Raw genomic sequence first — 22499 nt, 5'->3', positions numbered from 1 at the left:
CCGCCACAGAAGATCACACCACTGACACACCCCCACACCCGACCTAACGAAGTCCTACTAGGCCCTGTTGCACGGACAACGCAGCACGGCGGACCTGGTCGACGACTACGGCATCCAGTGCACGCCGGTCCGCGACCTGCTCGTCCGCTACCTCGACGAACGCCGGCCCGGCGTGGACTACGGCACCCTGCGCAACATGGCCAGCATGCTGGCCGGCACGTTCTGGGCCGACGTCGAACGCCACCACCCCGGCATCGACAGCCTCCACCTGCCGGCCGGGGTCACCGAGGCGTGGAAGGACCGCCTGCACTTCGTCACCAGGGAAAACTGGCCGACCAAGGTCCGCAAGAGCAGGCTGAGGATCCTCATCGCGGTCAGATCGTTCTACCTCGACATCCAACAGTGGGCCGTCGAGGACCCGAGCTGGGCGGAGTTCGCCGTCCCCTGCCCGGTCCGCCCCACCGACACCCGGGGCGGCGCGAAGGCGGACAAGAAGAGAACCGCCGAGATCCATCAGCGGATCCGCGACCGGCTGCCGCACCTGCCCGTCCTGGTCGACACCGCCGAACGGCACCGGGCGGACCAGGCAGTGCTGCTGAAGATCGCGCAGGCCGCCCACCACGACGAGGTGTTCTCCCACGGCGGTGTCGACTACCGGCGGGTACACACACCCAAGCACGTCTGCGCGCGGAACACAGCGACAGGTGAACTGGTCAACCTCACCCGCGCCGAATCCGACGCCTTCTGGGCCTGGGCGATCATCGAAACGCTGCGCCACACCGGCATCCGGAAAGAAGAACTGCTGGAACTGACACACCTGGCACTGGTGTCCTACCGCCTACCCGACACCGGCGACGTCGTGCCCCTGCTGCAAATCCTGCCCTCCAAGACCGACCAGGAACGGCTCCTGCTGGTCAGCCCGGAACTCTCCAGCGTCCTGGCCACAATCATCACCCGGCTCCGCCACGACAACGACGGCAGCATCCCGCTGGTCTCCCGCCGCGACAGTCACGAGCACGTCCTCGGACCGAAACTGCCACACCTGTTCCAGCACAAGACCGGCTGGAGCCCGACCGTGATCAGCACGGCGACCGTGCAGAAGTCGATCGACCACATCCTCGCCCTCGCCGGGGTGACAGATCACGCCGGCCAGCCGCTGCGCCACACCCCGCACGACTTCCGCCGCATGTTCGCCACCGACGCCGTCACCGGCGGGCTACCCGTCCACATCGCCGCACGGCTGCTCGGCCACGCCACGGTAACCACCACCGAAGCCTACCTCGCCGTCTTCCAGGACGACCTGATCCGCTCCTACCGGACCTTCCTCGACCACCGGCGAGCGACCCGCCCCAACGAGGAGTATCGGGAACCCACCGACGAGGAATGGCGCGAGTTCCAGCAGCACTTCCACTTGCGCAAGGTCGCGCTCGGCGACTGCGGCCGCCCCTACGCAAGCCCCTGCCAACACGAACACTCCCGCCTGCGCTGCCCCATGCTGCGCATGTCGCCGACACAACGCCCACGACTGGTGGAGATCATCCACAACCTGGGCGAACGCATCGCAGAAGCCCGGATGAACGGCTGGCTCGGCGAAGCCGAAGGGCTCACCTACAGCCTCTCCAAAGCCAAGGAGAAACTCGTCAGCCTCGACCGAAGCCTGAACCGGATGCGCGACAGCTCCCACCCGACCGCCCTCGGCATGCCGACCATCGCTGGCCCACGCTGAGCGCCGGCCCGCGATCCCTGATCGTCCGGCGATTGTCGGCGTGCAGGTCAACATGCGCGACCCGGTGCCGGTGCACGTGCGGGTATCGGGGAATACCGCCCCTGAGCACGGCGGCTCCGTTCCGCTTCCCGGACACGTCCAGCATCCGCCCGGAAGTTCACCCGAGCGGCATCGCCGCCACGGACCCACCGGGCGGACATCCTCTTCTGCCGAATAGCGATCATATGAACGTATTGCGGCGACCCTTCTGTTATCGAACGAAACGAGATCTGGTCGATCACGCAATGTTGCGATTCGTCCGGGATTACATTGGTTGTCGGGTAGTCCGGGCACAGCATCCGCTCGCTGTCGGCGAGCGTCGCCGCGTACAGGGAAGTTCCCGATCCGGGATGCCGTCCGACGTGTCCTCAACCCGGCGAACGTTCGTGGTCATCGCACGAGCTGTCGCGCCCGTCCTTGCGGCGGCTCTCGTCCGCGATCAGCCGGGCCAGGAGATCGCGGGGTGTGTGCAGCAGGTGAGGGTTGTCGGCGATGAGGCGGTGTTCGTCGTCCGTGGGTTCCCGGACGGTGATCGACGGTCCGAGTTTGATCAGCAGGATCGGTCTCATGTAGACGACGACGTCGTCGTGACCGCGACACGCCTCCAACAGGCGCGCGACGACATTCGCCATCCGCTCCTCTTGAGCGGCAACGGGACCAGAGTGCACCTCCACCGATGTGATGTGCGCGCCCTGTACCACCGCACCGAGACTCTCGGCGGTCGCCTGGTTGGTCGACACCGCTGCCAGCGTCGAGGCTAGTGTCTTCGCAGCCGCAGACCCCTTCGGCCGCACCGACAGCCGTTGGAACCAAGAGCCGCGTTCCGGGCGCTGCCACGCGGTGATGCTGTAGCCAGCGGCTTCCAGAAGATCGACCACCGCATCCCGGACACGGCTGCCGTCGTCTCCGGAGGTGTACACCACCAACTCTTCCTCGGCCTCCGGCACACCTTCGGAGGCCGCAACTACCGAACCCGACGACACGCTGCCTCTGTCCCCCGCGACAACTCTGCGACGAGCACTCGAGCGCCCTTCCAGGGCAACGGGTGTATCGCCTGCCCCGGAACTGGGAACCGCCGTCCCCTTGTTGTAATCCCCCGCGTCCACGGCACGAGGTGCGCAGATCGCACACCCTGCCGCGTGACGCAGAATCGCTTGGCATTGAGCTGATGTGAGGATCAGGCCTGAGCCGGCCCCACCCTGGTCGGGGGTGAAGACGCGGTCGAGCAGGCCGGCCAGGGCACCGCAGGAAGCCCGGCCGGTGCGAGCGAGCACAAGAGCCACGATCGCACCTCTCGTGGCTTTCCTGGCACGTTCCAGCTGCCGGGACAGCGTCCTGACCGGCACGTCGAGAGCGAGAGCCAGTTCCGGCCCCGCGATCAGGGTGTCCCTGTCAAGGCTAAGCCGAACGTGTTCGCGCATGACCGGCTTGAGTGCGGGGTCGATGCTCTCGATCGCGGGGTAGAGCAGCGCCCAAAGGTCTCGCTTGGTCGCGATCACCTCGACATCGGACGGCAGGGCGAGCAGATCCTCGACGTCGATCTTCGACTGGGCGATCTCGAGGTACGGTTCACCCGGTCGGTACACGAGATCGTCCGGCACACCCGAAGCGGACCTTTGCCGCCACGCCGCGTACTTCTCCCTCACGAGATTGACGGCGATTCCACGAACCCACGACCGGAGGGAGTGTGGTTCCGCACCCTTGCGAAACCCTTCGAGGGCGCGTGTCGCAACCTCGCTGACGCAGTCATCGACCTCCTCGTCTCGGGGCAGGCGCCGGTAGAAGAAGTCTGGTAGCAGCACCCGGCACAACTCAAACAGCTCCGCCGAGGCAGCCGGGTCGCCCACCTTCAGCCGCTGCAACAGGCTTTCATCCGACATCGCAGCACCCACCGATCATCCGCTCGCACCGAGAGCATTGTCCAACCACCTCACCACGGGCTCCGCGGCGTTCTGCCTGCCCCCGACAGGCACCCGGCCGCGCGACCAGTCCGGACAGTCGGTCACGGCTAATGACCACGGCGGTGCTGGTCGGGGAGCCGGGCGTCAACGGGAGCACCTGGGCCGTGGAACGGGCGTTGTCCAGGATGATCAGCGACTTCCGGCTGGCGACCGACGCCCGGAAGCAGCTCGTCAGCGACTCGCTGTCAGGGGAAATCCGCTCTGCTGGGACAGCGAGTGCGCGAAGGAATCCTTCGAGCGCCTGGTCCGGCGACATCGGCCACCACCACCGGCCGGGCCCGATGCCCCTCATCACCCAGCCACCCCCAGAGCCCGAACCGAGCACCCGCCCATACCACCCACGGCCGCGCCGCCAACCACGCCCACGCCCCGCCACTCAGACCCCCTCACTCAAGCCTGCAGCGCGACCATCCTGTACCGACTAGTCGCCAACCGGCCGCCAAGCGCTACCGACACACCGCAATTACACGACACAACGAATGCACTCTCATGCCGCAGAGCGCGTGACCCGTGCGCCAGCTTGGTCGGTCGGGTTCACCCCTTCAGCTGTGCTGTCACGTCGGCACGGAGGTGTTTCCCTGGCGGGCCACCGCGAGCACGTACGGTCGGCAAACCGCCATCGCCAGCCGTCCGGCACCGGGCATGCTGGTAGTCCGGATAAAAAGCGTCTGGTTCTTTGCCGGGGTACTCCTGCTGCCAGTACCGCTTCAAGCGGTACTGATTGCCGTCAGTTTCACCCACGAGTGGTACAGGGTCTTCCGCCGCCGCGCGGTAGCCCACCGCAAGATTTTCTCCGCCTGCACGGTGCTGCTGGCCACCGCCGCCGCGACGCTGGTGCTGGCCGCGTTCTACCCCGGCGTCGACCCCGGCCAGCCGTTGATCACGGCGCTGGGCGGTCCGCGCGGCGTGATCACCCTGGTGTTGGCAGGGCTGATCTACCGACTGGTCAACTACGCCCTGGTGGTCGGCGCGATCATCGCCACCAACCCCGACAAGCCCGCGCACCAGGCGTTCGGCCCGGCATCTGACCAGCTGCTCATTGCCGCCGCCATCGGTCTGGGTTACGCCGTGACCCTGGTGATGGTGTATCAGCCCTGGACCGCGCCGCTGCTGTTGGTCACCGTCCTCGCCCTGCACCTGGGTCTGCTGCTGCCGCAGTTCCGGGCGGCGGCCCGCACCGACGGCAAGACCGGCTTGGTGTCGGCTCAGTGGTGGCACGACCAGGCCGCCGCCGAACTCGAACGCGCCCGCCGACTCGGCGGCCCGGTCGGGGTCCTGATGCTTGATCTGGACCGCTTCAACCGCATCAACGACACCTTCGGGCACCCGGCCGGGGACGAGGTGCTCCGCGCGGTGGCCGACGCCATCCGACGCGGCGTGCGCGGCACCGACCTCGTCGGCCGTTGGGGTGGGGAGGAGTTCGCCGTACTCTTGCCCGGCGTCGACGCCACCGGAGCGGCGACGGCCGCCGAACGGATCCGGGCGATGGTCGCGGTGCTGCGGGTGGCCGCACGCGACCACACCGGCCAGGAAGTCGTCATCAGCGGTCTGACCCTGTCGGTGGGTGCCGGGGCGTTCCCCGCCACGGCCACGACGGTGGCCGACCTCCTGCTGGCCGTCGACGCCGCCCTCTACGAGGCGAAGGACGGCGGACGCGACCAGGTCCGGTTCGCCGAGGTCGGCGCAGCCTGAGGACACGCACCGACTACCCGAGGGTCGGCGGACTCGGTCGTGCATCGGCCACCTACCCGTTCGTCCCAACTGAAAGCCCACTTCCGGTTGGCTCCGCCGTTGCAGGTCCAGATGATCAGCTGCATCCCGTCGGCGGCAAGGCATTTGGCATCGTTGCGGATCGTGCCGTCGATGTTCCGATGCCCATGCGTCAGGGGCAGGTACCGAAATACTCGATCGTCGATCAACGACGGTGCGGGATTTCTCTGCGCGATGTGCGCCGTGGTTCGTACCCGACCCGGTCCATTCGCCCGACCGGGTGAGGTTCGGGTTGCGCGGTTGCCTCACGCGAGGCAACCGCGCGGCTGCCAGGAACCAGCCGCAGGATGATCCACCTCGCCGCCCACGGTCTCTGCGCCGGCGATCCGGCGGGTCGCCGCGCACGTTGCGCCGCCGCCGGTCAGGCGTCAAGCCCACGGGGAAAGCGTCCGTGGGCTTGACGCCTCTCCCGCCGCCGACGCTGACCGAGCGCGTCCCGCCGGATCGCGGGACGCGGCAAGGCCGTCAAGCCTGACCCTCAAACCCGCGTTGCAGGTCTTGCCGCTCGATTGCAGCAGAGGAGAGAACCCGCAATGGGAGCGGAAATTTTCAGTACCTATGCCGAGGGCGTCGACGTCGCGGCCGCATTCCGGGCGGCCGTCGAGCAGGCGCAGTACGACGACGGCCATGACGGCTCGACCGGCGCGATCGCCGAGAAAGACCATTACGTCGTCATCGACGGCGGGCCGCTGTCGCTCAGCGAGGCCGAGGCGTTGGCGGACAGGCTGATCGAGGGAAGGGACAGCCGGGTTGACGACAAGTGGGGGCCGGCCGGGGCCATCGCGGTCCTCGGTGGTTCCCGCACGCTGACCGGCCTGCCCGTTCCCGTCCGCGCCGACGGCTACCCCGACACGGAGACCGCGGCGCTGGCCGCGGTCGAGGGCCGTCTCGGTGACACGGAGACCGTGACCGAGACGGCCCTCAGCTTCTACACCGCCCGGCGCCGCGGTATCGATGTCGACGAGCACACGACCGCCACCGTCACCACCACCGGTTCGCCCGAGGTGACCGGCTGGTTGTTCTTCGGCTGGGCCAACTCCTGATCCCGGCGCGAAGGAACGCAGAACATGGACGGCAGCCGCGCCCCCTCGAACTCCACGATGACGCTGACCGACGGCCGCGTGGTCAGCGTGGCCGTGTCCGGGCGGCTCGACGTCGACGACCCTGACGGGCACTACACGATCTGGCTCCCCACGGTCGGCGAGGTGAGCCGCGGCGACATCGCGCCGGTCGTCCTCGACTGACGCCACAGAGCCGGGTATGCGCCACCAGCGTGCTCCACCCCAGCAAAGCCGCACGGCGGCCACACCACCAGGTCAGGCCAACCGCCCACACAACCTCGACCGAACCACCGCTCTTCCTTCCCCACCAACACATGTCCGCCCTCACGCAAGCGCATTGCCGTGCCCGAAGACATGCACGGCACACCGGACAACGGCGATGGTCAGCGACCACGTCACCGACGCCGCGCCCTCCGCCGGAGCAAGGCACCTGGTGTTCGCGGTGCCCTGAGGCCGCGCCGAACTCGCCGTCGACGTGTTCCGACGACACGACGGGCGCGAGGTTCTGTTGTACGACGCCAAGGAGGCGTCACGGGGCACCGGCAATCAGTGCAAGGTGCTCGCCGCTCCGCGCCCGCCCCAGGGACACCCGAAGCGATCACGCGCGATAGCGGGGCAGCCGGGTCGCCGACGCGGTCCAGGCGTCACCACGCCCCCGCGCACTCCCCCCTTCCGAATACGGGCGGGCCGACCACCCCGCACGTGCCAGACCGACACCGAGCGAAAGAAGCGACCCGTGTCACCTCCATCCCTGATCGGTGGACTCGACTCCGACAACGACACTTACACCGTCCGGCCGTGCAACAGGTTGGGCTTCCCCGCGAACCAGGTGGCCGAGCTGGGCAAGGCCCTGCACCGCTATCACGACGGGGATCTCGACCGTCTGCTCGCGGCGATCCTGCGCCACGATTGGGAGTCGATCAACCCGTGGTCCGCGGGCCACGCACTGGACACCGGACAGCGCACGCCGGGCACCGCGGAGAACATCAGGCCGTACCGCGGCATCGGCTACCACCTCACCGAGTCGGCCCCGGAACCGAGCACCGGCCGCCTGCGCGACCGCCCGGCCCCGTCCTACCGATGGCTCTACGCCTTCGACGCGGAGGTGCTGCGCGTCTTCCACAACCAGGACGACCGGCGGTGGGTGCCGATGTACGACTTCGTCACCGCCGAGCTTGCCACCCTCGACCTCGCCGGCCTGGGCGATCTGGGCACCGGGCTGGGATAGGCCCACGTGGCCAATCCAGCCGCACCGGATCGAGGACCTCCTCAGAGATCCCCCGCCCGCACCGACCACGCCCTCGCCCCCACGCGGGTCCGAGTCGCGCGCCGACCTGGTCCGGTGTTTGCCGTCCAGCGTGCTCTGTCGGGGTGGGGGTGTCCAGCAGAAAGCACTGGACACCCCCACCTCGGCAGAGCCGCACGGCGACCACACCACCGGACCAGGTCCGCAGCCACAACGACCCCGACCGCACACCACTTTCCTTTACAGCCAACACATTTCGCATTCACACCAGGGCACCGCCATGCCTACAGCACCGGAATGAGGCCATCACGATGACCACGACCCCCGACACCACAGACGCCGACGCCGCTGCCCCCGACGAGGCCACCGGTCACGTAACCGACGACGACACCACCATCGACGACCGGACCGTCTACCCCTACGTCGTTCACGGGATCGACCCGCGGACGCTGCGCGCGGACGGCAACAGCCGTGTGGTCGGCGACATCCGCGAGACCCGGCCCGCGCTGGTGGCATCCGTCGCCGAGCACGGCGTGGACCCGAGGATCTCGATCATCAACGTGGCGCCGGACCCCGACGGTGCCCTCGCGGTGCTCGTGGGCTTCCACCGCCACGCCGCGGCGGTCGCGGTCAAGGAACGGGAGAACCCCGCCCTCACCGTCGATCTCCTCGTGCACGCTCCCGGCACCAGGAGGGAGGTACTGGTGGTTCAGGGCATCGAGAACATCCTCCGTGAGGACTACACCACGGTCGAACAGGCAGAGCTCTACGGCCAGCTCGCCCTCGAAGGGATGAACGCCGAGGCGATCGCCCGGGAACTGAGCCTGCCGGACGCACAGGTCAACGCCGGCCTCGCCGTCGCCGCCAGCACCCGCACTCGCGTCGCCGGCAAGGCCCTGCCCACCGCGGACATGTTCCAGCTCTCCCAGCTCGCCGAGTTCGGCGACGACGAGCAAGCCCACCAGCAGTTGGTCGACGTCATGACCAACCGCCCGCACCAGTTCGAGTGGACGATCGAACAGCTGCGCGACAAGCGGGAACAGCAGGCCCTGCTGGCCCGGGAGACGCAGCGGTTCACCGACCTGGGCTACGCACTGGTCGACGACGAGAACGACCTGCCCGACGGCGTCGAGCGCCTGGACGAACTGTGCGCAGGTGACACCGTCGAACCGCTCGACCCTGACGGCCACGCCGACTGCCCAGGACGCGCGGTCTCCGTCTGGGCGGACCGCGACCTGGAGGTCGAGGTCATCCACCTCTGCGTCGACTACACCGCACACGGCCACCGCACCATCGCCTCGGTCCGGGTAGCCGAGGCCGAGGACCGGCTGCGCGCCGATGGTGTGCCGATCGTCGATCCCGACACCGACGGCATGGTCCGCCTGCACGAACTGCTCGCCGACGCGCAGGCCCAGCACTCCGTCAGTCCCGAGGAGCACGCCGGCTGCCCCGGTCACGCCGCCTACGTCCTGGACAGGCCCTCCCGGGCCATCACGGACGTCCAGTACGTCTGCACCGACTACGCCGCGAACGGCCACGCCCTGCGCTTTGCACAGACGGCGCAGCCCGAGCACGACGCCGCCTGGCAGACCTCCGAGCGCAAGCGGGCGAGCGTGAACAACAGGCTGTGGCGCGACGCCAAGGTCGACCGCCGCAAGTGGCTGACCAAGTACTTCGCCGGCTGGCGGAAGCGCAAGGCCGCCGAGTTGCCGCCGCGCCTGCAGCACTGGCTCGCGCTCGCCCCGATGCTGGCCGGCGACTACCTCGCCGAGCCCGGGCACACGCACGACTACGCCTGTTCGCTGCTCACACTCACCGAACCCCAGGACCACCGGCGCGACCACAACCCCATCACGGTGCTCCTACGGCGCAAGTCGACCACCGAGACCCAGGCCGTCCTGATCCGCCTCGCCCAGGTCGTCGGCGCCTGCGAGAAGCACTGGGATCTCGCTTACACCGACAAGAGCGCCGATGCCAGCTGGCGACGCCCCAGCGAGGACACCCAGTTCTACTTCGAGCTGCTCGCGGCGCTGGGTTATCCGCTCTCCCATGTCGAGCAACTAGTCAACAACCCCGACCTGGACCAGGAGAAGTGGCCTCACCTCGCCCCCACCGACACAGATGACGCCACGGCAGCGCAACCCCTCCGCTCCTGACGGTCAGGCCCGCACCGACCTGTCCGGTGCGGGCCTGACCGCTGGCGCCTTGTCAAGCTGCCCGGCTGCCTCGCTACCGAGCTCAACACTGATACGTCACTGCGGGCACCCGAGACGGTGCCACCGCGCTGGACCACCAACCGCAGCTGACGCCTACCTACTCGGCACCTAGCGACGTGTCCCAGGTGAGCGAACTGACGAGTTGCATGTCAGGTGGTCACAGCGACCCCCAGTATCGCGATCAGGAGATATTCGCTAATTCGGCAGTATCCGCCACTTTCGAGCGTGAGCGTGGTTCGCCACCGTCCTCGGACACGATGCCGCCGCCTGAAGTTCTGACCAGGGACCGAGCGGGACTGGCGATCTGCGCGAAGCCGATCAGGCCGTGCCAGGGTCCGCGGCGATGAACCCGGCCCAAAGTGCGCGGGCCGGAACCCCCGCCGCCCCTTCGGGCCCTGGCAAGGCCTGATCTTCGGCCCGCAGATCGACAGCCTCGGCGCGGCCCAGCCAGCGGGTGTTTCGGACTGGCAAGTCGTGTCCCTGCGATGAAGGAGCACACGGTGCCACATTCATTGGTAGTTCACTGCAAGCAGGCCCCATACGATGTCTACATTGGACGACCGTCGAAGTGGGGCAACCCCTTCAAGATCGGCAGTGACGGTACCCGTGAGCAGGTGATCGACCGGTATGAGCAGTGGCTGCTCAAACAACCTGACCTCGTCGCCGCGCTCGGCGAGCTGACCGACATGACGCTCGGATGCTGGTGCGCCCCGCACCGCTGCCACGGTGAAGTTCTCGCCCGACTGGCAGCAACTGTGTCCGTGTCCGACCTGCCGGAGACGTCCCCGGGCCTCACCGACTGGTCGACGGCAGTGCCGCCGTTCTGAACCTACTGGCGCTCCTCAATGGATCTGTAGCCATGAGAGGCCTGGGCAGCAGCTCATGCGGCACGCCTGGACCGATCAAGCGATCGCTGCTCAAGGCTCGCTTCTCCCGCCTGCACGAGGAGAAGCGAGTCTTTGCCGTGATGCAGGCACCAGCCCTGACCTACCGGCTCCGGGCGCCTGCACAACGCCGGAGTCCACGTCGACGATGTCGAGTACCGGTGTACCCAGTGCAGCGGCCTCGATGTCGACGCCGCCGTGGGCACCGTACTGGCGTCGCCGTCAGCCCTGGCCAGGAGGTGGGCACGGAGCCGGTGCGACACCCCGTCCGGTGGGGCGTGCGCACTCTGCGTCCGCGTCGGGCCGGGGGCAAGCCGCGGAAAAGATGCGGCTTGCCCCCTTACCCCGCCACGGACGCCATCCGAGTGCGCCCCACCGGACGGGGCCCGACGCCCGATACGGCGGCGCCGGTTCCGACTGAATGGACACGATGAAGACGACCCGCCACTGAAGAAGTGTGCTTACCGGTCATTCGTATGCGGTCCGACGGTCAACCGCACTCCCGATAATCGCGAAATCGTCGAGGATCGGACAATACCAACGGAAAGATTATCATGCGCTTGAAGAACTCGAATGGGCTCTTCGTCGACACCATCCGCTGCGCCGGTCGTCGCCAGGCTGCGCTGGAAGGCAGCGTCGGACCACGGTCGGACCGACGCCCTAATTCGATCTACGGTCAGTGCCCGCAGTGCCGGCAGGTCCGTCCCGTCGACCCGAAAGGCAGGCTGGTGGGCCACGACGAGCCGTTGCGGCTGGTCGTGCAGCCGTTCGTGGTCGGCGGGGACGCCTGGACCGCCTACGGCGCCCGGTGGCACCCCGCCGAGCTGGCCTCCATCCCGGCCCGGATCGCCGCCGAATTCGCGTGGCAGCACGAGGACGGAACCTTCATGACCTTCTACGGCGACAACGGTCACCGACCGGTCACCAACGCCATGCCCGATTGGGCCCGTGAGTGGCTGTCGGTCCATGTCCGGTTTGTCGAACAGTGGACGGGCGAACACGACATCATCGACCTGATCCCGGCATCAGAGGCATACCGGTTGCCGATGTTCTCCACGGTGGCGGTGTAGCGCATGGCGACGTCAAATACTCCCGACGACGCCAACCCGGCGGTCGATGCCCCCTCTCGATCCATCGGGCCACCCGAACACGTAGGCACCGGCGAAGTGGAGCTCGGGCAGGGTGGCCAGTGCGAGACCGGTGACGTCACCCCTGGGGCTGTCGGTTTTGATCCGGACACAGTCGAGGGCGCGGCGGTCATGCGACTGCTGCACCGCTATAAGGACGTCGAGCACGACGACCCGAAGCGCGGCGTGTCCGGCGGTGATGCCCTCGGGATGCTGAGGGACTGGTTCCGCTCGCTGGGCGTCGACCTCGGCGATGATCCGCTCACCACGGCGCAGAAGCTGCGGTTGGCCGTGCGACGCCGCCCCGGTGGTTCCCTGCGCGCCCGAGGTGTTTACAGCGTCCGGATCGGCACCGATCACGCCGAGCCCGATCACCTGGTGCGCACGTCCTTGCACGCTCTGGCCGAGCAGTTGGGACCGGGCACCGGTATCGACTTGTCGAACTGCGAAGGTGGCCTGCTCGCCCGGTTCGAGCACGCCGCACCACGGCAGGCGCCCGGTACGCCGGGTCCGGACCTGCTGGAGATCCTCCAGACACTGGTGGCCACGGCCTTGGACTACGACGCCGATCCAGTGCGCCTGGACCCTGACCAGTTCGAGTGGGCTGAACGCAACGGCCACCCGCTGATCATCATCCGGCGCACCGACGGCGGCGTCATCCTGACCAAGTCCCACACTCCGCAGTGCGCCTTCGTCACCAGCGCGGGCATCGCCGGGTGCGACTGCGACTGACGCCGCATCGGGAAGGTCCCCTCCCCCGGTCAGCACCCGTCCGCGCCACTGTCCGCCCCATGTCGGTGGGCCAGCGCAGCCTGCCGCAGCGCCGGCAAGGGGGCAAGCCGCAAACAGCACGGCTTGCCCCCCTCCTGCCGCCGCCACGGCCGAGCGGCCGCGCCCCACCGACACCAGGGGCGGACATCACCGCCATCACGTCAAGCGACGGCGACCGACCACGCCGACATCACCGATCAACCGAGTGCGAGGAATGGAGTTCACGTGTCGCTGACCACCACCGTGCGCAACGCCACCTTCGAGGACATGCTGCACATGCTGCACACCCAGCACGCCGACAAGATCGACGTCGTGGCCCCGGCCACGGCGTTGCGGGCCCGGGGCGGCGCGATCGAGCTGTCCGGGGTCGAGCCGGTCGTCGACGACCACGGCGTCACCCTGGTCGACGGCCTGTACGTGCCCACCGCCGCCGCAGACGGCACGATCGCCTCGAAGCTGGGCATCGGCTCGAAGTACCTGCGGCGCCTGCGCACCGAACGGCCCGACCTGTACGACGCCAACGTCAACGGGCTACTGCACGGCAAGTCCAAGCGCACCGCCACCGGCACGACCACCATGGTCTACCCGGCCGACTCCCGATCGTTCCTGCTGCGGCTGTTCCGCGGCAAGGACGCCGAGCCGGGAGTGCTCCGCGCCCTGCTGTCGGACCGGTTCGGCATGGTCGACAACCTCGACCTGCTCACCGCCGTGCTCGACGGCATCCGCCAGGCCGACGTCGAGGTCGAGATCCGCTCCTGCGACCTGACCGACTCCTCCATGCACTGCAAGGTCTACTCGCCCACCGTCGAACGACTGGCACCGAAGTTCCTGACCGGCTACCGCAATCCGTTCACTAACACGGACCTGGAGGCCGACCGCCAGCGCATCACCACCGACCTCGACACCGGCCGCCGCCTCGCCGCCGCGGAGGGCCTGGGTTACGAGCCCGGCTCGGAGCCGGTGGTCTTCGCCGGGTTCCGCTTCTCCAACTCCGAGATCGGTTCCGGCTCCGTGACCCTCAAGCCGGAGCTGTTCGTGCGGATCTGCCGCAACGGCTTGACCTTGCCCGCCCTGGCCTTCCGCAAGGTCCATCTGGGACAGCGGATGGAAGGCGGCACGATCAGCTGGTCGCCGGACACCGTCAAGAAGCAGCTCGACGTCATCTCCGCCCAAGCCCGGGATCACGTCCGCGAGTGGCTCTCGCCGCGGTTCCTGGCCGAGCAGGTCGCGAAGGTGGAGGAGCAGGCCGGTGCGCCGGTCACCGAGCCGCACACCACCGTGCAGGTGCTCAAGCGCGAGCTCGGGTTCACCGAGACCGAGCGCGAGGGCGTGCTCCGGCACTTCATCGCCGGGGGCCAGACCACCGCTGCGGGCATCGCCAACGCGATCACCAGTTACAGCCAGACCGTGGCCGACCCCAGCCGCGCCGACGCGCTGGACGACCTCGCCCTGCGCGCGATGACCCTGGCCAGGTAGGAGGCGACCAACCTCGGCGCACACGGCACGGGCCCATCCGGTGGCGACCGGGTGGGCCCGTGGCGCCGGCGACGGAGCCCGTCACCTGGGCCCGCACCCACAGAGGCGCGACCGACCCCAGCGATCGACGGTCGTTGTGCTGCTCAGGGCAACCGAGCAGGGACACCCGAGCGGCCACCGTCACCGAACAGCGTAGGCGCCGGCACCAGGCGCCCCTGGGCCCGCTATCACCGCCCGCCGGACCGGCTGCGCAGCCGACCTCGATTTGGCCGCACCACGGCCAGCCACGCACTCACCCCTGGGCAACACCCCGTGAAGTCCTCCCACAGTAGGGAAAGCCATGCCTACCGCTCACGTCCGTTCTCTCATGCCGGTCGCCGGCGGCGCTCAGGACTTGGTGATCACCGCCGTCCTCGGAGCCGACCGCCACATCCGCTCTCCTCTGTCGGGTCGTCGCCGGGTCACACCGGAGCGGCGTAACCGGGTCAAGGCGGCCATCCGCAACTCCGACCTCCCGTACCCGATCACGCCGGTGAGCATCGACAGTGATCGGTTCGTCGGGAGCGAGCACCCGGTGCACGATCTCGCCTTCGCCGTCGCGGTGCTGACCGCAGCCGGCGATATGCCGGCGCTCCAGCACACGATCGTGCTGGGTGGCTTGACCCGGGACGGCAGCGTGCGTTCAACTCCGGACCTCTGGGAGTGCCTGCGCTCGCTTCGCGGACGCACCGACGTCCACCGGGTGATCGTGCCCAACACGGACCCGGCACCCGCGATCGACGGTGTTCAGGTGCTCAGCGCGGCCACGCTGACCGACGTGGTGGCCTACGCCCACGGCCGCCGCGACGCGCTCACCCCGGCTCCCGACGCCCACTCTTCGCCCGAACGCACGATCCCGCCCGTCTTCGACGGAGTGATGCTCTCGCCGTGGGTGGCGCGCGGACTGGCAGCGGCAGCCGCAGGCGGACACCACGTCCTGCTCACCGGACCCGACGCCGACAGCCGAACACTGTTCGCACGCATGCTGGCCGCCCTGCTGCCCGAACTGACCGACGAGCAGGCACGCACCCTGGCCGAGAACCGACGTCACGACGCCCGCGCCGACGGCGTGGTGGTCGATCACAACCCGCCCTACCAGGCACCTGCCCGCGTCGCGTCGTGGTCAGGACTCGCCGGCACTTCCCGTCGACCCGGAGCGGCACTGCTGGCCACCCACGGCGTCCTGCACCTCGCCGACGCGGGCCGACGCTCACCCACCCAGTGGGCGACGATCCGACAGATCATCGACAAACGCGCGGTGTTCCTGGACGTCGACGGCACGCCCACCCGCTTCACTGCAGACCCGCTGCTCGTTTTGTCCTGTGTGGACCTGGTATCGGAGATGCGTCAAGTGCCGCCGTTCATCTACGACCGCGTCTCCGTCCGGCTGTTTGTCACGCACGCCGACCATGAACACCGGCAGGACCCGGATGCGGTGACGCTGCCGGCGCTGGCCGACAGGGTCGCCGCCGCTCGGCTGCGCGCCGCCCGCCGGTGGTCGGACGACGGCGTGTCCACCAACGCCGAGGTTCCCGACGATGCCCTGGCCATGAGCAGCATCTTCCCCCGTGCCTCGTGGGAACTGCTCGATCGTCACCACCAGGCCGGGCTGCTCAGTGGACGCGGCGTCGCCGAGGTCCGGCGCGTCGCCTGGTCGCTGGCCGACCTCGACGCCTGCAGGCACCCCGAGTCCCACCACGTCGAGCAGGCCGTCGCCCTACGACTGCAAAGCCTCCCCGCTTCTTCCTGACCGGAGTTCGCGGCTCGTCCCGGCGCGAGCCGCGAACCCGCCGGTCCGGACATCGCCAACCAGCAAAGGAACCCACGCATGACCATCGAACCCGCTATCCAGCCCGTCATCGACGCGCCGTTGCCGCTGCTGCGGCGGCGTGATCTGGTCCGGGCGGTATCCGAGGAGGCGCCGTGGACCGGCATCGACGAGGTGCTGCGTGTGCTGCGCGACGCCACCCCGCCCACCACGCGCAACGCCAAGTCCTGGGAAGCCGGTCGGGCACGCACCATCAGCATGATCGGTTCCGCCACCGACCTGCGACTGTCGCCCACCCGACGGTTGCTGTCGTTCACCGCGCGCTCCACCAGCGCCACACGCCACGGGCGCCGCCACGTCGTCCACGTCGCCACCGCCACGCACGTGCCCAAGCTCGCCGACCTCGCCCACGGAGACGCCGACGCCACCCAGGCAGGTCTCGACCTGACGGACCAGGCGTTCGCCGACTACGTCGACGCGCTGGAGCGCCTGCCCGGCGCCACTGGCGCCCCGATCGACTGGGGACGCTCACCGGAGGAAGTCCTGGAGCAGGTCACCGCTTGGCGCGATCCCCTGCTCGGCAGGCGCCACACAGCCGAACTCGAACTGGCTGCCGGAGCACGGGCCCTGCATGCCGCCGCGATGCTGCACGCACTCGCCGACGCCCCGGCCCGCGACGCCGCCTGCCACAGCGTCGTCACCCTCGTGCGCGACATCCTCGACGGTCCGTTGCCCTGGGTTCACGGCCGCAAGCCTGGACCGTTCCTGCGGCCGGTCAGCGTCGCGCTCGACGAACTCAACGGCGGTCGCAAGACCGGCCGCAGCGATCAGCGCCCGTCCGAGACCCGGGTCGACGACAACGTGACCACCGCGGTCATCGTCGAAGCCACGCTGACCGCCCTGGCCGGCCTGCCTTACCAGGCCGTCGACGCGCTGCGCCACCGGGCCGGGCAGCTCGACGACCTCGACGCCTGGTACATCCCCGCCGATCGCGCCGCCACGCTACGGAACCTGGCGCTGTCGCTGGCGGAGCTGTTCTCACCCGCGCCCACCGAACTGCAACTCCTGCGCAGGGTCCAGCCCGGCGACGTCGTCGCGTTCCTCGACCAGCCAGCCTGGGGGCCGCAACTGCGGGTCGTGCAGGTGACCGGCCCCGTGCAGTACTTGTCGCTGGGCATGGTCGCAGGAACCGAACGCGTGGCCATTCCGGTCAACGACGTCACCGCCGCGCCCGTCCAGTGCAGCGGGCTACTCGTGGTCGACCCCGCGGCCGGCCACACTCCGCCGATCGACCTGAAGATCATCGACGGTCAGCGCGTCTCGTTCCTGAGGGCAGGTCACGTCGCCACCGACCGGTGGGCGATCATGCCCTCCAGCTTCGCCGGCGCCGACCACATGGCCGTCACCGCCGCGCTGAGAGCGCTGTCGCACCGCGCCGTCGACGAGTTCGACAACGCCGCTCGACCCTGACCACCGCGGACCACACCGGCCGCGGCGTGCGTCGAGGCGCACATGAACGCCACCGACCACGAGAGCGCTCCAAGCTCATCGTGACGAGCGGCTTCACCCGATCCCGCTATCCGTCTACTTCGTTCCTGACGCTCGGACGTCGCCGTGCCCGCGACAGCCGCCGGCACGGCGACATTCGAGGGTCGCTTGCGCATCTAATCCAGAGGAGACGCACCTATGCAGGAAACGCACGACGTCTCGGAGAGTTCGCCGGATCAGGTCGAGGTGGGCCGGTGGGTGAACTACCACGGTTCACTCGACGACCACTGGGGCCGCTACCGGGTCGCCTCCGTCAGCAACACCGTCGACGGCCCGCGGTACGCACTCGCCGACGAGCGGGAACGCATCGTCCTGACCCGCGTCAGCCGCACGTCCATCACGCTCGTCCCCGACGGCCCGCCGCACCACGTGCGGAACATGCACCGACGCCTCGCGGCGGTCAGACAAGCCGCTCACGCCCTGTACGGTGGCGCGCTGCCCGAGCCCCTGGACAACTCGATCCGCAATGTGCCCAAGGTCGTCGCGGCCAACAGACACGCCGAAGCCGAGCACTACCTGCTGTCGCTGGAAGCCACCGTCGGCTGCATCGACTCCGAAGAGTTCCAGCGACGCGCCCAAGCCGTGGTCGTCACCGTCGGCGATGACTCGTGGTCGCCCGAGCGGATGACGTCCGCTGCCGCGACCCCGGAGGTCGCGGCAGGAGCCGGATGACGACCTCCGGGGTCGGGGCGGAAGTTCGCCCACCGCACCGACGGCATGGACTACAGCCCGGTGCGCACGTTCGGTCACGTATTCGCCGATCGGATGCTGTCCGACACTTGGACGCGCATAACACACTGCGATGAACCCGCCCTGTACTGATCTCCACTTCACCTGAAATAGGCCCTACCCGCTCCAGCTCGACACTTCCATTTCGACGGCGCGGCCGTGCCACTCACCGTCCCGGGGGTAGAGGCCGACACGTTGGTCACCCACGCTGTGCCGTCGCTGGCTGTCCTGTGCCGGTGAGCACCACAAAGGATTGGTTCGCCCCGTAAACCACCCGCCCATCACAAGTGCGGCGACCCCCGTGAGAAGTCGACGCGACCCAACCGGCACCTGGTGCGTGGCAAGCCGCTTTACCAGGCCCTCGGTGTCCGTCGCGACGGCGGGGCACGCCCACGCTGCGCCAGCACCGGACCGGGGTCAAGCCCGCAGGACAGGACACCTGCGGGCTTGACCCCGCACGTCCGGCACCGACGCCCACGCGAGTGCGCCCCGCCCCACGCGGCGGGCGCCAACGGCCCGCCGGGCCGGACACCAGTCGGGCAGTCACTGCCACAACACAGTGAAGGACCACAACCCATGCCATCGCACCGCTACCAGGTCAGCCTGATTGTGGTCGCTGCCACCGGTGACCAGGTCACCAGCACCATCCACGACACCAAGTCCATCGACCGCCACCGCGGCGTCAGCAGCATGCGTTCGAACAACACCCTGCCCGAGTTCCTGCGCCGCCGCGACGAGTTCGCCATCCCTGCCGGGGTTCCCGTCGTGCGCTTCGACACCACCGACGGGGCGGTGACCTTCGCGTTCCTCACCCGAGGCCCGTCCCACTTGGAGTACCTCCCCGCAGGCGCCGTGCAGGGTCCCGATGGCACCGAAGCGGCCTACGACGGCCGGGCGTGGCACGAGCTGGCCGGCTTCTACGTCGGTGACGACGTCTACGCACTGCTCGCCGAACAGGCCGGAGTGCACGTCGAGCGCATCCACGGGCACGACTGAACTACCGACCCGTACCCGTCGCCGTCGGGTTCCGGCTCATAGCCACCCGATCGCCGATGGCCGCAACGGTCGACCACAGCTACGAAGGAGCACGATCATGATGTCCGACCCGACGCCCGAGCCTGTCCCGTCCGCCTACTCGCTGGATCAGAACATGTCGGCCAAGCTGAGCGAGCCCGGCGAGCTGATCGCTGCATCGCCGTACCTGATCGGGTACTACCCGGCGGACGCTCTGGTCGTCAACATCATCGTCGACGGCGTGATCGAACTGACCATGTGTTCCGAACTGCCCGCCGACGACCTCTCCCAGAGTTTGGTCGGTCAGATCGCCGCCATCGTGGCGCGTTACCCCGCCGCGGCGGTCGTCGGTGTGGTCGTCGGCGGCGGCGAGCCCGACGGGCACGTTCTACCGCGCACCGCTCTGGTCACTCGACTGCGACACGCGATCTCCGAGTACGACACGTCACTGCACATGTTCTGGACCTCGGTGATCACCGCCGGAGCCCAATGGCACGACTACGACAACCCGTTTCACACCGGTGTCCTCCCGAACCCGGAAACCTCCCTGATCGCCGTGAAGGCCGCAGTGCAGGGGCTGCGGGTGTTCGGCAGCCGAGACGACCTCCTCGCCCTACTGCGGCCCGACCCGCAGGACGCCCTGGCTCGCCGAGCGACGGTGATCGACCTGCTACCGGATCAGGTTCGCCGGCGATCGGCAAGCGTCTCCTACCGACTGGTCATGGAGCAGGTGAAGCGGACCGGCGGACGGTCGGAGGCACTTGCCGACCAGGACATCGCGATGCTGGCCGTGGCCCTATCCGACTACACGGTGCGCGACGCGTGCATCGCCACCGCGACAGGCGAACACGCCCAGGCCGCCGAACGCCTGTGGACCGAACTTACCCGCCAGTGCCCCACCCCGGAATGCGCGGAACCGGCCGTGCTGCTGGCCATGTCCGCCTACCTGCGCGGCGACGGCGGGCTCGCCGCCTTGGCGCTCGACCGTGCCGATACCGCCGTCCCCGACCATCGACTCGCCGAACTGCTCCGTGCCGCCCTGTACAGCCAGATCCACCCGGACAAGCTCCGCCCCATCGTGAACCGCGCGGCCGAAACCGCAGAGCAGTTGGTTCGGGCCGATCTCGCGTGGCCTTGACCGGCCTCGTTCCCACCTCCACGGCAGCGCGCCTGCGCAGCGCACCTTGTCTGGCACCCACCGCTGCGCAGGCGCACTGACCACCAGGCTCGCACACGGACGACCGTCTCATAGGACCGCCCACAGGCCCGCCACCGTTGTCACAGATGCCGACGCGACTGCGCTCCAAAGGTTGAGCGTCCGTGAACCACTCAAGCGAAACCCGGCAGCAGCAACAGTCGCCGCAACCGGTCACGCTGCTCATCCATGGCGAGCCTCCGCGACACCACCCGAACCCGATACCCATGAGGAAGGACAGGACTGCCTTGAGCATCGTGAGCACAGCTCGATTTCCGGAAACGCGTTCACGCGTACCACCGCGACTGATGCGCGTCGCGCTCAACGCCGCCCGCGACGGTCACCACGTGATCCCCCTGTGGCCCCGCAGCAAGATACCCAGGGACAAAGGGTGGGAGTCCGCGGCCACTCGCGACCCTGAGCGGATTCGCGACATCTGGGGAGCGCTGCCCTACAACGTGGGCATCGCCTGCCGCCCCAGCGGCCTGTACGTGCTCGACCTGGACGACGCCCACGGCCATGAACCACCGCCTCAGTGGGCAGGAGCCAGGCACGGCCGCGATGTCCTGGCACGACTGGCCGCCGCAGCGGGGCAGCCCTACCCGGCCGACACCTTTGCCGTGCAGACCCCCAACAAGGGGCTGCACCTGTATTTTCGGGCACCCGTCGAGCCGGAGCTGCGCAACACGATCGGCCGCCTCGGGTGGCGCGTCGACTCCCGCGGCGCGGGCGGCTACATCGTCGCCGCCCGATCAGTAGGTGCCCGTGGCGTTTACCGGCCGATGAACCGCGCCCCGATCGCCGCACTGCCGCTGTGGCTGATTCCCCTGCTGCTGCCACCCGAACCACCGAAGCTTCTGCGGTCGACGAGCAGGGCACCGCATCATCCGGACGCCTACCTCGACGCCATCGTCACCGGCGAAGCCGACAAAGTACGCAGAGCCGCTCCCGGGCAACGGCACAACACCCTGCTGCGTGCGGCGAACAAGCTCGGCCGCTGGGTGGGCGGCGGCGACCTCGACGAGCATGAAGCCCGCGCCGTCCTGCACGCCGCCGCCGCCCAGCACGACGGAGTCGAAGGATGGAGCGCGCGCCAAGCCGAGACCACCATCAGCGACGGGCTCACCTGGGGCATGGCCCGACCACGCAGCCTGGCCGACCTTCGCTGACCACCCGGCCCAACGGCGCGACTTGCTCCCCGTCGACCCGACTGCGTGGTTGAGGTGCGCTCCTGTGCGGCCGGCTGTGCCCGTGGTTGCGGTGCGCCACACCGTACAGGGGCAGTGGGTGGCGACGGCACACAACGCCGCCCCCACCCACTGCCCCTGTCTCGGCGGACGCGCCCCGCAACCGCGGGGCACCCCGACTCGCAAGAGGGTGCGACACGATGAACATCCGACCGAACCGACAGCGCCTCGCGGAAGCCTTCGGCCGGTGCAGGCACACACTGCTGCGCTGGGCACAGCGCTCCGTGAGCATTCGGGTCTTCCACAACCTGAACGACCGCGCACTGCTGGTGGGCTACCAGGGACAGCCGGTCGCCGAAGTTCTCGCCTACACCGGGCCGCCGAGCGCCCGCAGCCACGACGTGGACCTGGTCGAGGCCGCCTTCCAGCTGTGCAATGTCGGCGACGACCCCGAGTTCGGCCGACCCGACCCACGCGCCGTCCGCTACCGCCGCCGCGGTAACCGGTCGCTGTCCATCGGCGACGTCGTCGCGGTCGACGGGCGCTTCTACGCCTGCCAGCGCATCGGGTGGCGCCGCATCGCGCAACCCAGGCTGATGCACGTGCGGCGTCACGGCACCACGCCACTGCACCGCGACCAGCGCCCCGTGCCGGGAACCGACCCGCGCTCACCCGAACCGCAAGTCTGACCCCGGCACGTGGCAGCCCCACTAGGCAGGGCACGGCCTGTCCTGCAAGGCGT

The 22499-nt window shown here is 68.9% G+C and carries 18 protein-coding genes; 17 read left to right on the top strand and 1 reads right to left on the bottom strand.

Annotated features, from left to right (window positions below):
- Window positions 1-196: 196 nt before the first annotated feature.
- Complete coding sequence (locus ACYVLT_RS26665; RefSeq protein WP_461122949.1) at window positions 197-1726, top strand: tyrosine-type recombinase/integrase; 1530 nt, start codon at window positions 197-199, stop codon at window positions 1724-1726.
- 407 nt (window positions 1727-2133) lie between these two features.
- Here ACYVLT_RS26665 and ACYVLT_RS26660 read toward each other — a convergent pair whose 3' ends face one another.
- Window positions 2134-3645 (bottom strand): RNA polymerase sigma factor, encoded by a 1512-nt coding sequence (locus ACYVLT_RS26660; protein WP_461122948.1) that lies wholly within the window; start codon window positions 3643-3645, stop codon window positions 2134-2136.
- 591 nt (window positions 3646-4236) lie between these two features.
- Here ACYVLT_RS26660 and ACYVLT_RS26655 point away from each other — a divergent pair.
- From ACYVLT_RS26655 to ACYVLT_RS26580, 16 genes are all read left to right on the top strand, one after another.
- Complete coding sequence (locus ACYVLT_RS26655; RefSeq protein ID WP_461122947.1) at window positions 4237-5418, top strand: GGDEF domain-containing protein; 1182 nt, start codon at window positions 4237-4239, stop codon at window positions 5416-5418.
- 587 nt (window positions 5419-6005) lie between these two features.
- The gene (locus ACYVLT_RS26650; protein WP_461122946.1) at window positions 6006-6539 is read left to right on the top strand and encodes a hypothetical protein; all 534 of its coding nucleotides are present in this window, start codon (window positions 6006-6008) and stop codon (window positions 6537-6539) included.
- A gap of 24 nt (window positions 6540-6563) precedes the next feature.
- Window positions 6564-6740 carry a hypothetical protein gene (locus ACYVLT_RS26645; protein WP_461122945.1) on the top strand — a complete coding sequence of 59 codons (177 nt, stop codon included), beginning with the start codon at window positions 6564-6566 and terminating at the stop codon, window positions 6738-6740.
- Between the two features lie 553 nt (window positions 6741-7293).
- The gene (locus ACYVLT_RS26640; protein WP_461122944.1) at window positions 7294-7785 is read left to right on the top strand and encodes a hypothetical protein; all 492 of its coding nucleotides are present in this window, start codon (window positions 7294-7296) and stop codon (window positions 7783-7785) included.
- Window positions 7786-7934: 149 nt separating this feature from the next.
- A complete protein-coding gene (locus tag ACYVLT_RS26635; protein ID WP_461122943.1) occupies window positions 7935-9959 on the top strand; it encodes a ParB/RepB/Spo0J family partition protein in 2025 nt (674 codons plus the stop codon).
- 545 nt (window positions 9960-10504) lie between these two features.
- On the top strand, window positions 10505-10846 hold the full coding sequence (locus ACYVLT_RS26630) for a DUF4326 domain-containing protein (RefSeq protein WP_461122942.1): 342 nt from the start codon (window positions 10505-10507) through the stop codon (window positions 10844-10846).
- 611 nt (window positions 10847-11457) lie between these two features.
- A complete protein-coding gene (locus ACYVLT_RS26625; RefSeq protein WP_461122941.1) occupies window positions 11458-11973 on the top strand; it encodes a hypothetical protein in 516 nt (171 codons plus the stop codon).
- 189 nt (window positions 11974-12162) lie between these two features.
- Window positions 12163-12762, top strand: coding sequence for a hypothetical protein (locus ACYVLT_RS26620; protein WP_461122940.1), 600 nt, complete (start codon window positions 12163-12165; stop codon window positions 12760-12762).
- A 264-nt stretch (window positions 12763-13026) separates the two neighbouring features.
- On the top strand, window positions 13027-14277 hold the full coding sequence (locus ACYVLT_RS26615; RefSeq protein ID WP_461122939.1) for a hypothetical protein: 1251 nt from the start codon (window positions 13027-13029) through the stop codon (window positions 14275-14277).
- A gap of 367 nt (window positions 14278-14644) precedes the next feature.
- Complete coding sequence (locus ACYVLT_RS26610) at window positions 14645-16066, top strand: ATP-binding protein (protein ID WP_461122938.1); 1422 nt, start codon at window positions 14645-14647, stop codon at window positions 16064-16066.
- Window positions 16067-16144: 78 nt separating this feature from the next.
- Window positions 16145-17554 (top strand): hypothetical protein, encoded by a 1410-nt coding sequence (locus ACYVLT_RS26605; RefSeq protein WP_461122937.1) that lies wholly within the window; start codon window positions 16145-16147, stop codon window positions 17552-17554.
- A gap of 216 nt (window positions 17555-17770) precedes the next feature.
- The gene (locus tag ACYVLT_RS26600) at window positions 17771-18304 is read left to right on the top strand and encodes a hypothetical protein (protein WP_461122936.1); all 534 of its coding nucleotides are present in this window, start codon (window positions 17771-17773) and stop codon (window positions 18302-18304) included.
- A 633-nt stretch (window positions 18305-18937) separates the two neighbouring features.
- Complete coding sequence (locus ACYVLT_RS26595; RefSeq protein WP_461122935.1) at window positions 18938-19357, top strand: hypothetical protein; 420 nt, start codon at window positions 18938-18940, stop codon at window positions 19355-19357.
- Window positions 19358-19454: 97 nt separating this feature from the next.
- On the top strand, window positions 19455-20513 hold the full coding sequence (locus ACYVLT_RS26590) for a DUF4192 domain-containing protein (RefSeq protein WP_461122934.1): 1059 nt from the start codon (window positions 19455-19457) through the stop codon (window positions 20511-20513).
- 365 nt (window positions 20514-20878) lie between these two features.
- A complete protein-coding gene (locus tag ACYVLT_RS26585) occupies window positions 20879-21739 on the top strand; it encodes a bifunctional DNA primase/polymerase (RefSeq protein ID WP_461122933.1) in 861 nt (286 codons plus the stop codon).
- Window positions 21740-22041: 302 nt separating this feature from the next.
- Window positions 22042-22446 (top strand): hypothetical protein, encoded by a 405-nt coding sequence (locus tag ACYVLT_RS26580; protein WP_461122932.1) that lies wholly within the window; start codon window positions 22042-22044, stop codon window positions 22444-22446.
- Window positions 22447-22499 lie beyond the last annotated feature (53 nt).

It is taken from the genome of Saccharothrix stipae, from assembly GCF_054781895.1.
The sequence above is the reverse complement of the archived record's forward strand: the minus strand, read 5'-3'. Positions and strand labels throughout refer to the sequence as shown.

What these genes read in the sequence shown, in the direction of transcription:
- ACYVLT_RS26665 (WP_461122949.1), top strand. Translation starts at nt 197, where the DNA reads ATGGCCAGCATGCTGGCCGGCACGTTCTGGGCCGACGTCGAACGCCAC.
- ACYVLT_RS26660 (WP_461122948.1), bottom strand. Translation starts at nt 3,645, where the DNA reads ATGTCGGATGAAAGCCTGTTGCAGCGGCTGAAGGTGGGCGACCCGGCT.
- ACYVLT_RS26645 (WP_461122945.1), top strand. Translation starts at nt 6,564, where the DNA reads ATGGACGGCAGCCGCGCCCCCTCGAACTCCACGATGACGCTGACCGAC.
- ACYVLT_RS26630 (WP_461122942.1), top strand. Translation starts at nt 10,505, where the DNA reads ATGAAGGAGCACACGGTGCCACATTCATTGGTAGTTCACTGCAAGCAG.
- ACYVLT_RS26625 (WP_461122941.1), top strand. Translation starts at nt 11,458, where the DNA reads ATGCGCTTGAAGAACTCGAATGGGCTCTTCGTCGACACCATCCGCTGC.
- ACYVLT_RS26620 (WP_461122940.1), top strand. Translation starts at nt 12,163, where the DNA reads ATGCGACTGCTGCACCGCTATAAGGACGTCGAGCACGACGACCCGAAG.
- ACYVLT_RS26610 (WP_461122938.1), top strand. Translation starts at nt 14,645, where the DNA reads ATGCCGGTCGCCGGCGGCGCTCAGGACTTGGTGATCACCGCCGTCCTC.
- ACYVLT_RS26605 (WP_461122937.1), top strand. Translation starts at nt 16,145, where the DNA reads ATGACCATCGAACCCGCTATCCAGCCCGTCATCGACGCGCCGTTGCCG.
- ACYVLT_RS26600 (WP_461122936.1), top strand. Translation starts at nt 17,771, where the DNA reads ATGCAGGAAACGCACGACGTCTCGGAGAGTTCGCCGGATCAGGTCGAG.
- ACYVLT_RS26595 (WP_461122935.1), top strand. Translation starts at nt 18,938, where the DNA reads ATGCCATCGCACCGCTACCAGGTCAGCCTGATTGTGGTCGCTGCCACC.
- ACYVLT_RS26590 (WP_461122934.1), top strand. Translation starts at nt 19,455, where the DNA reads ATGATGTCCGACCCGACGCCCGAGCCTGTCCCGTCCGCCTACTCGCTG.
- ACYVLT_RS26585 (WP_461122933.1), top strand. Translation starts at nt 20,879, where the DNA reads ATGCGCGTCGCGCTCAACGCCGCCCGCGACGGTCACCACGTGATCCCC.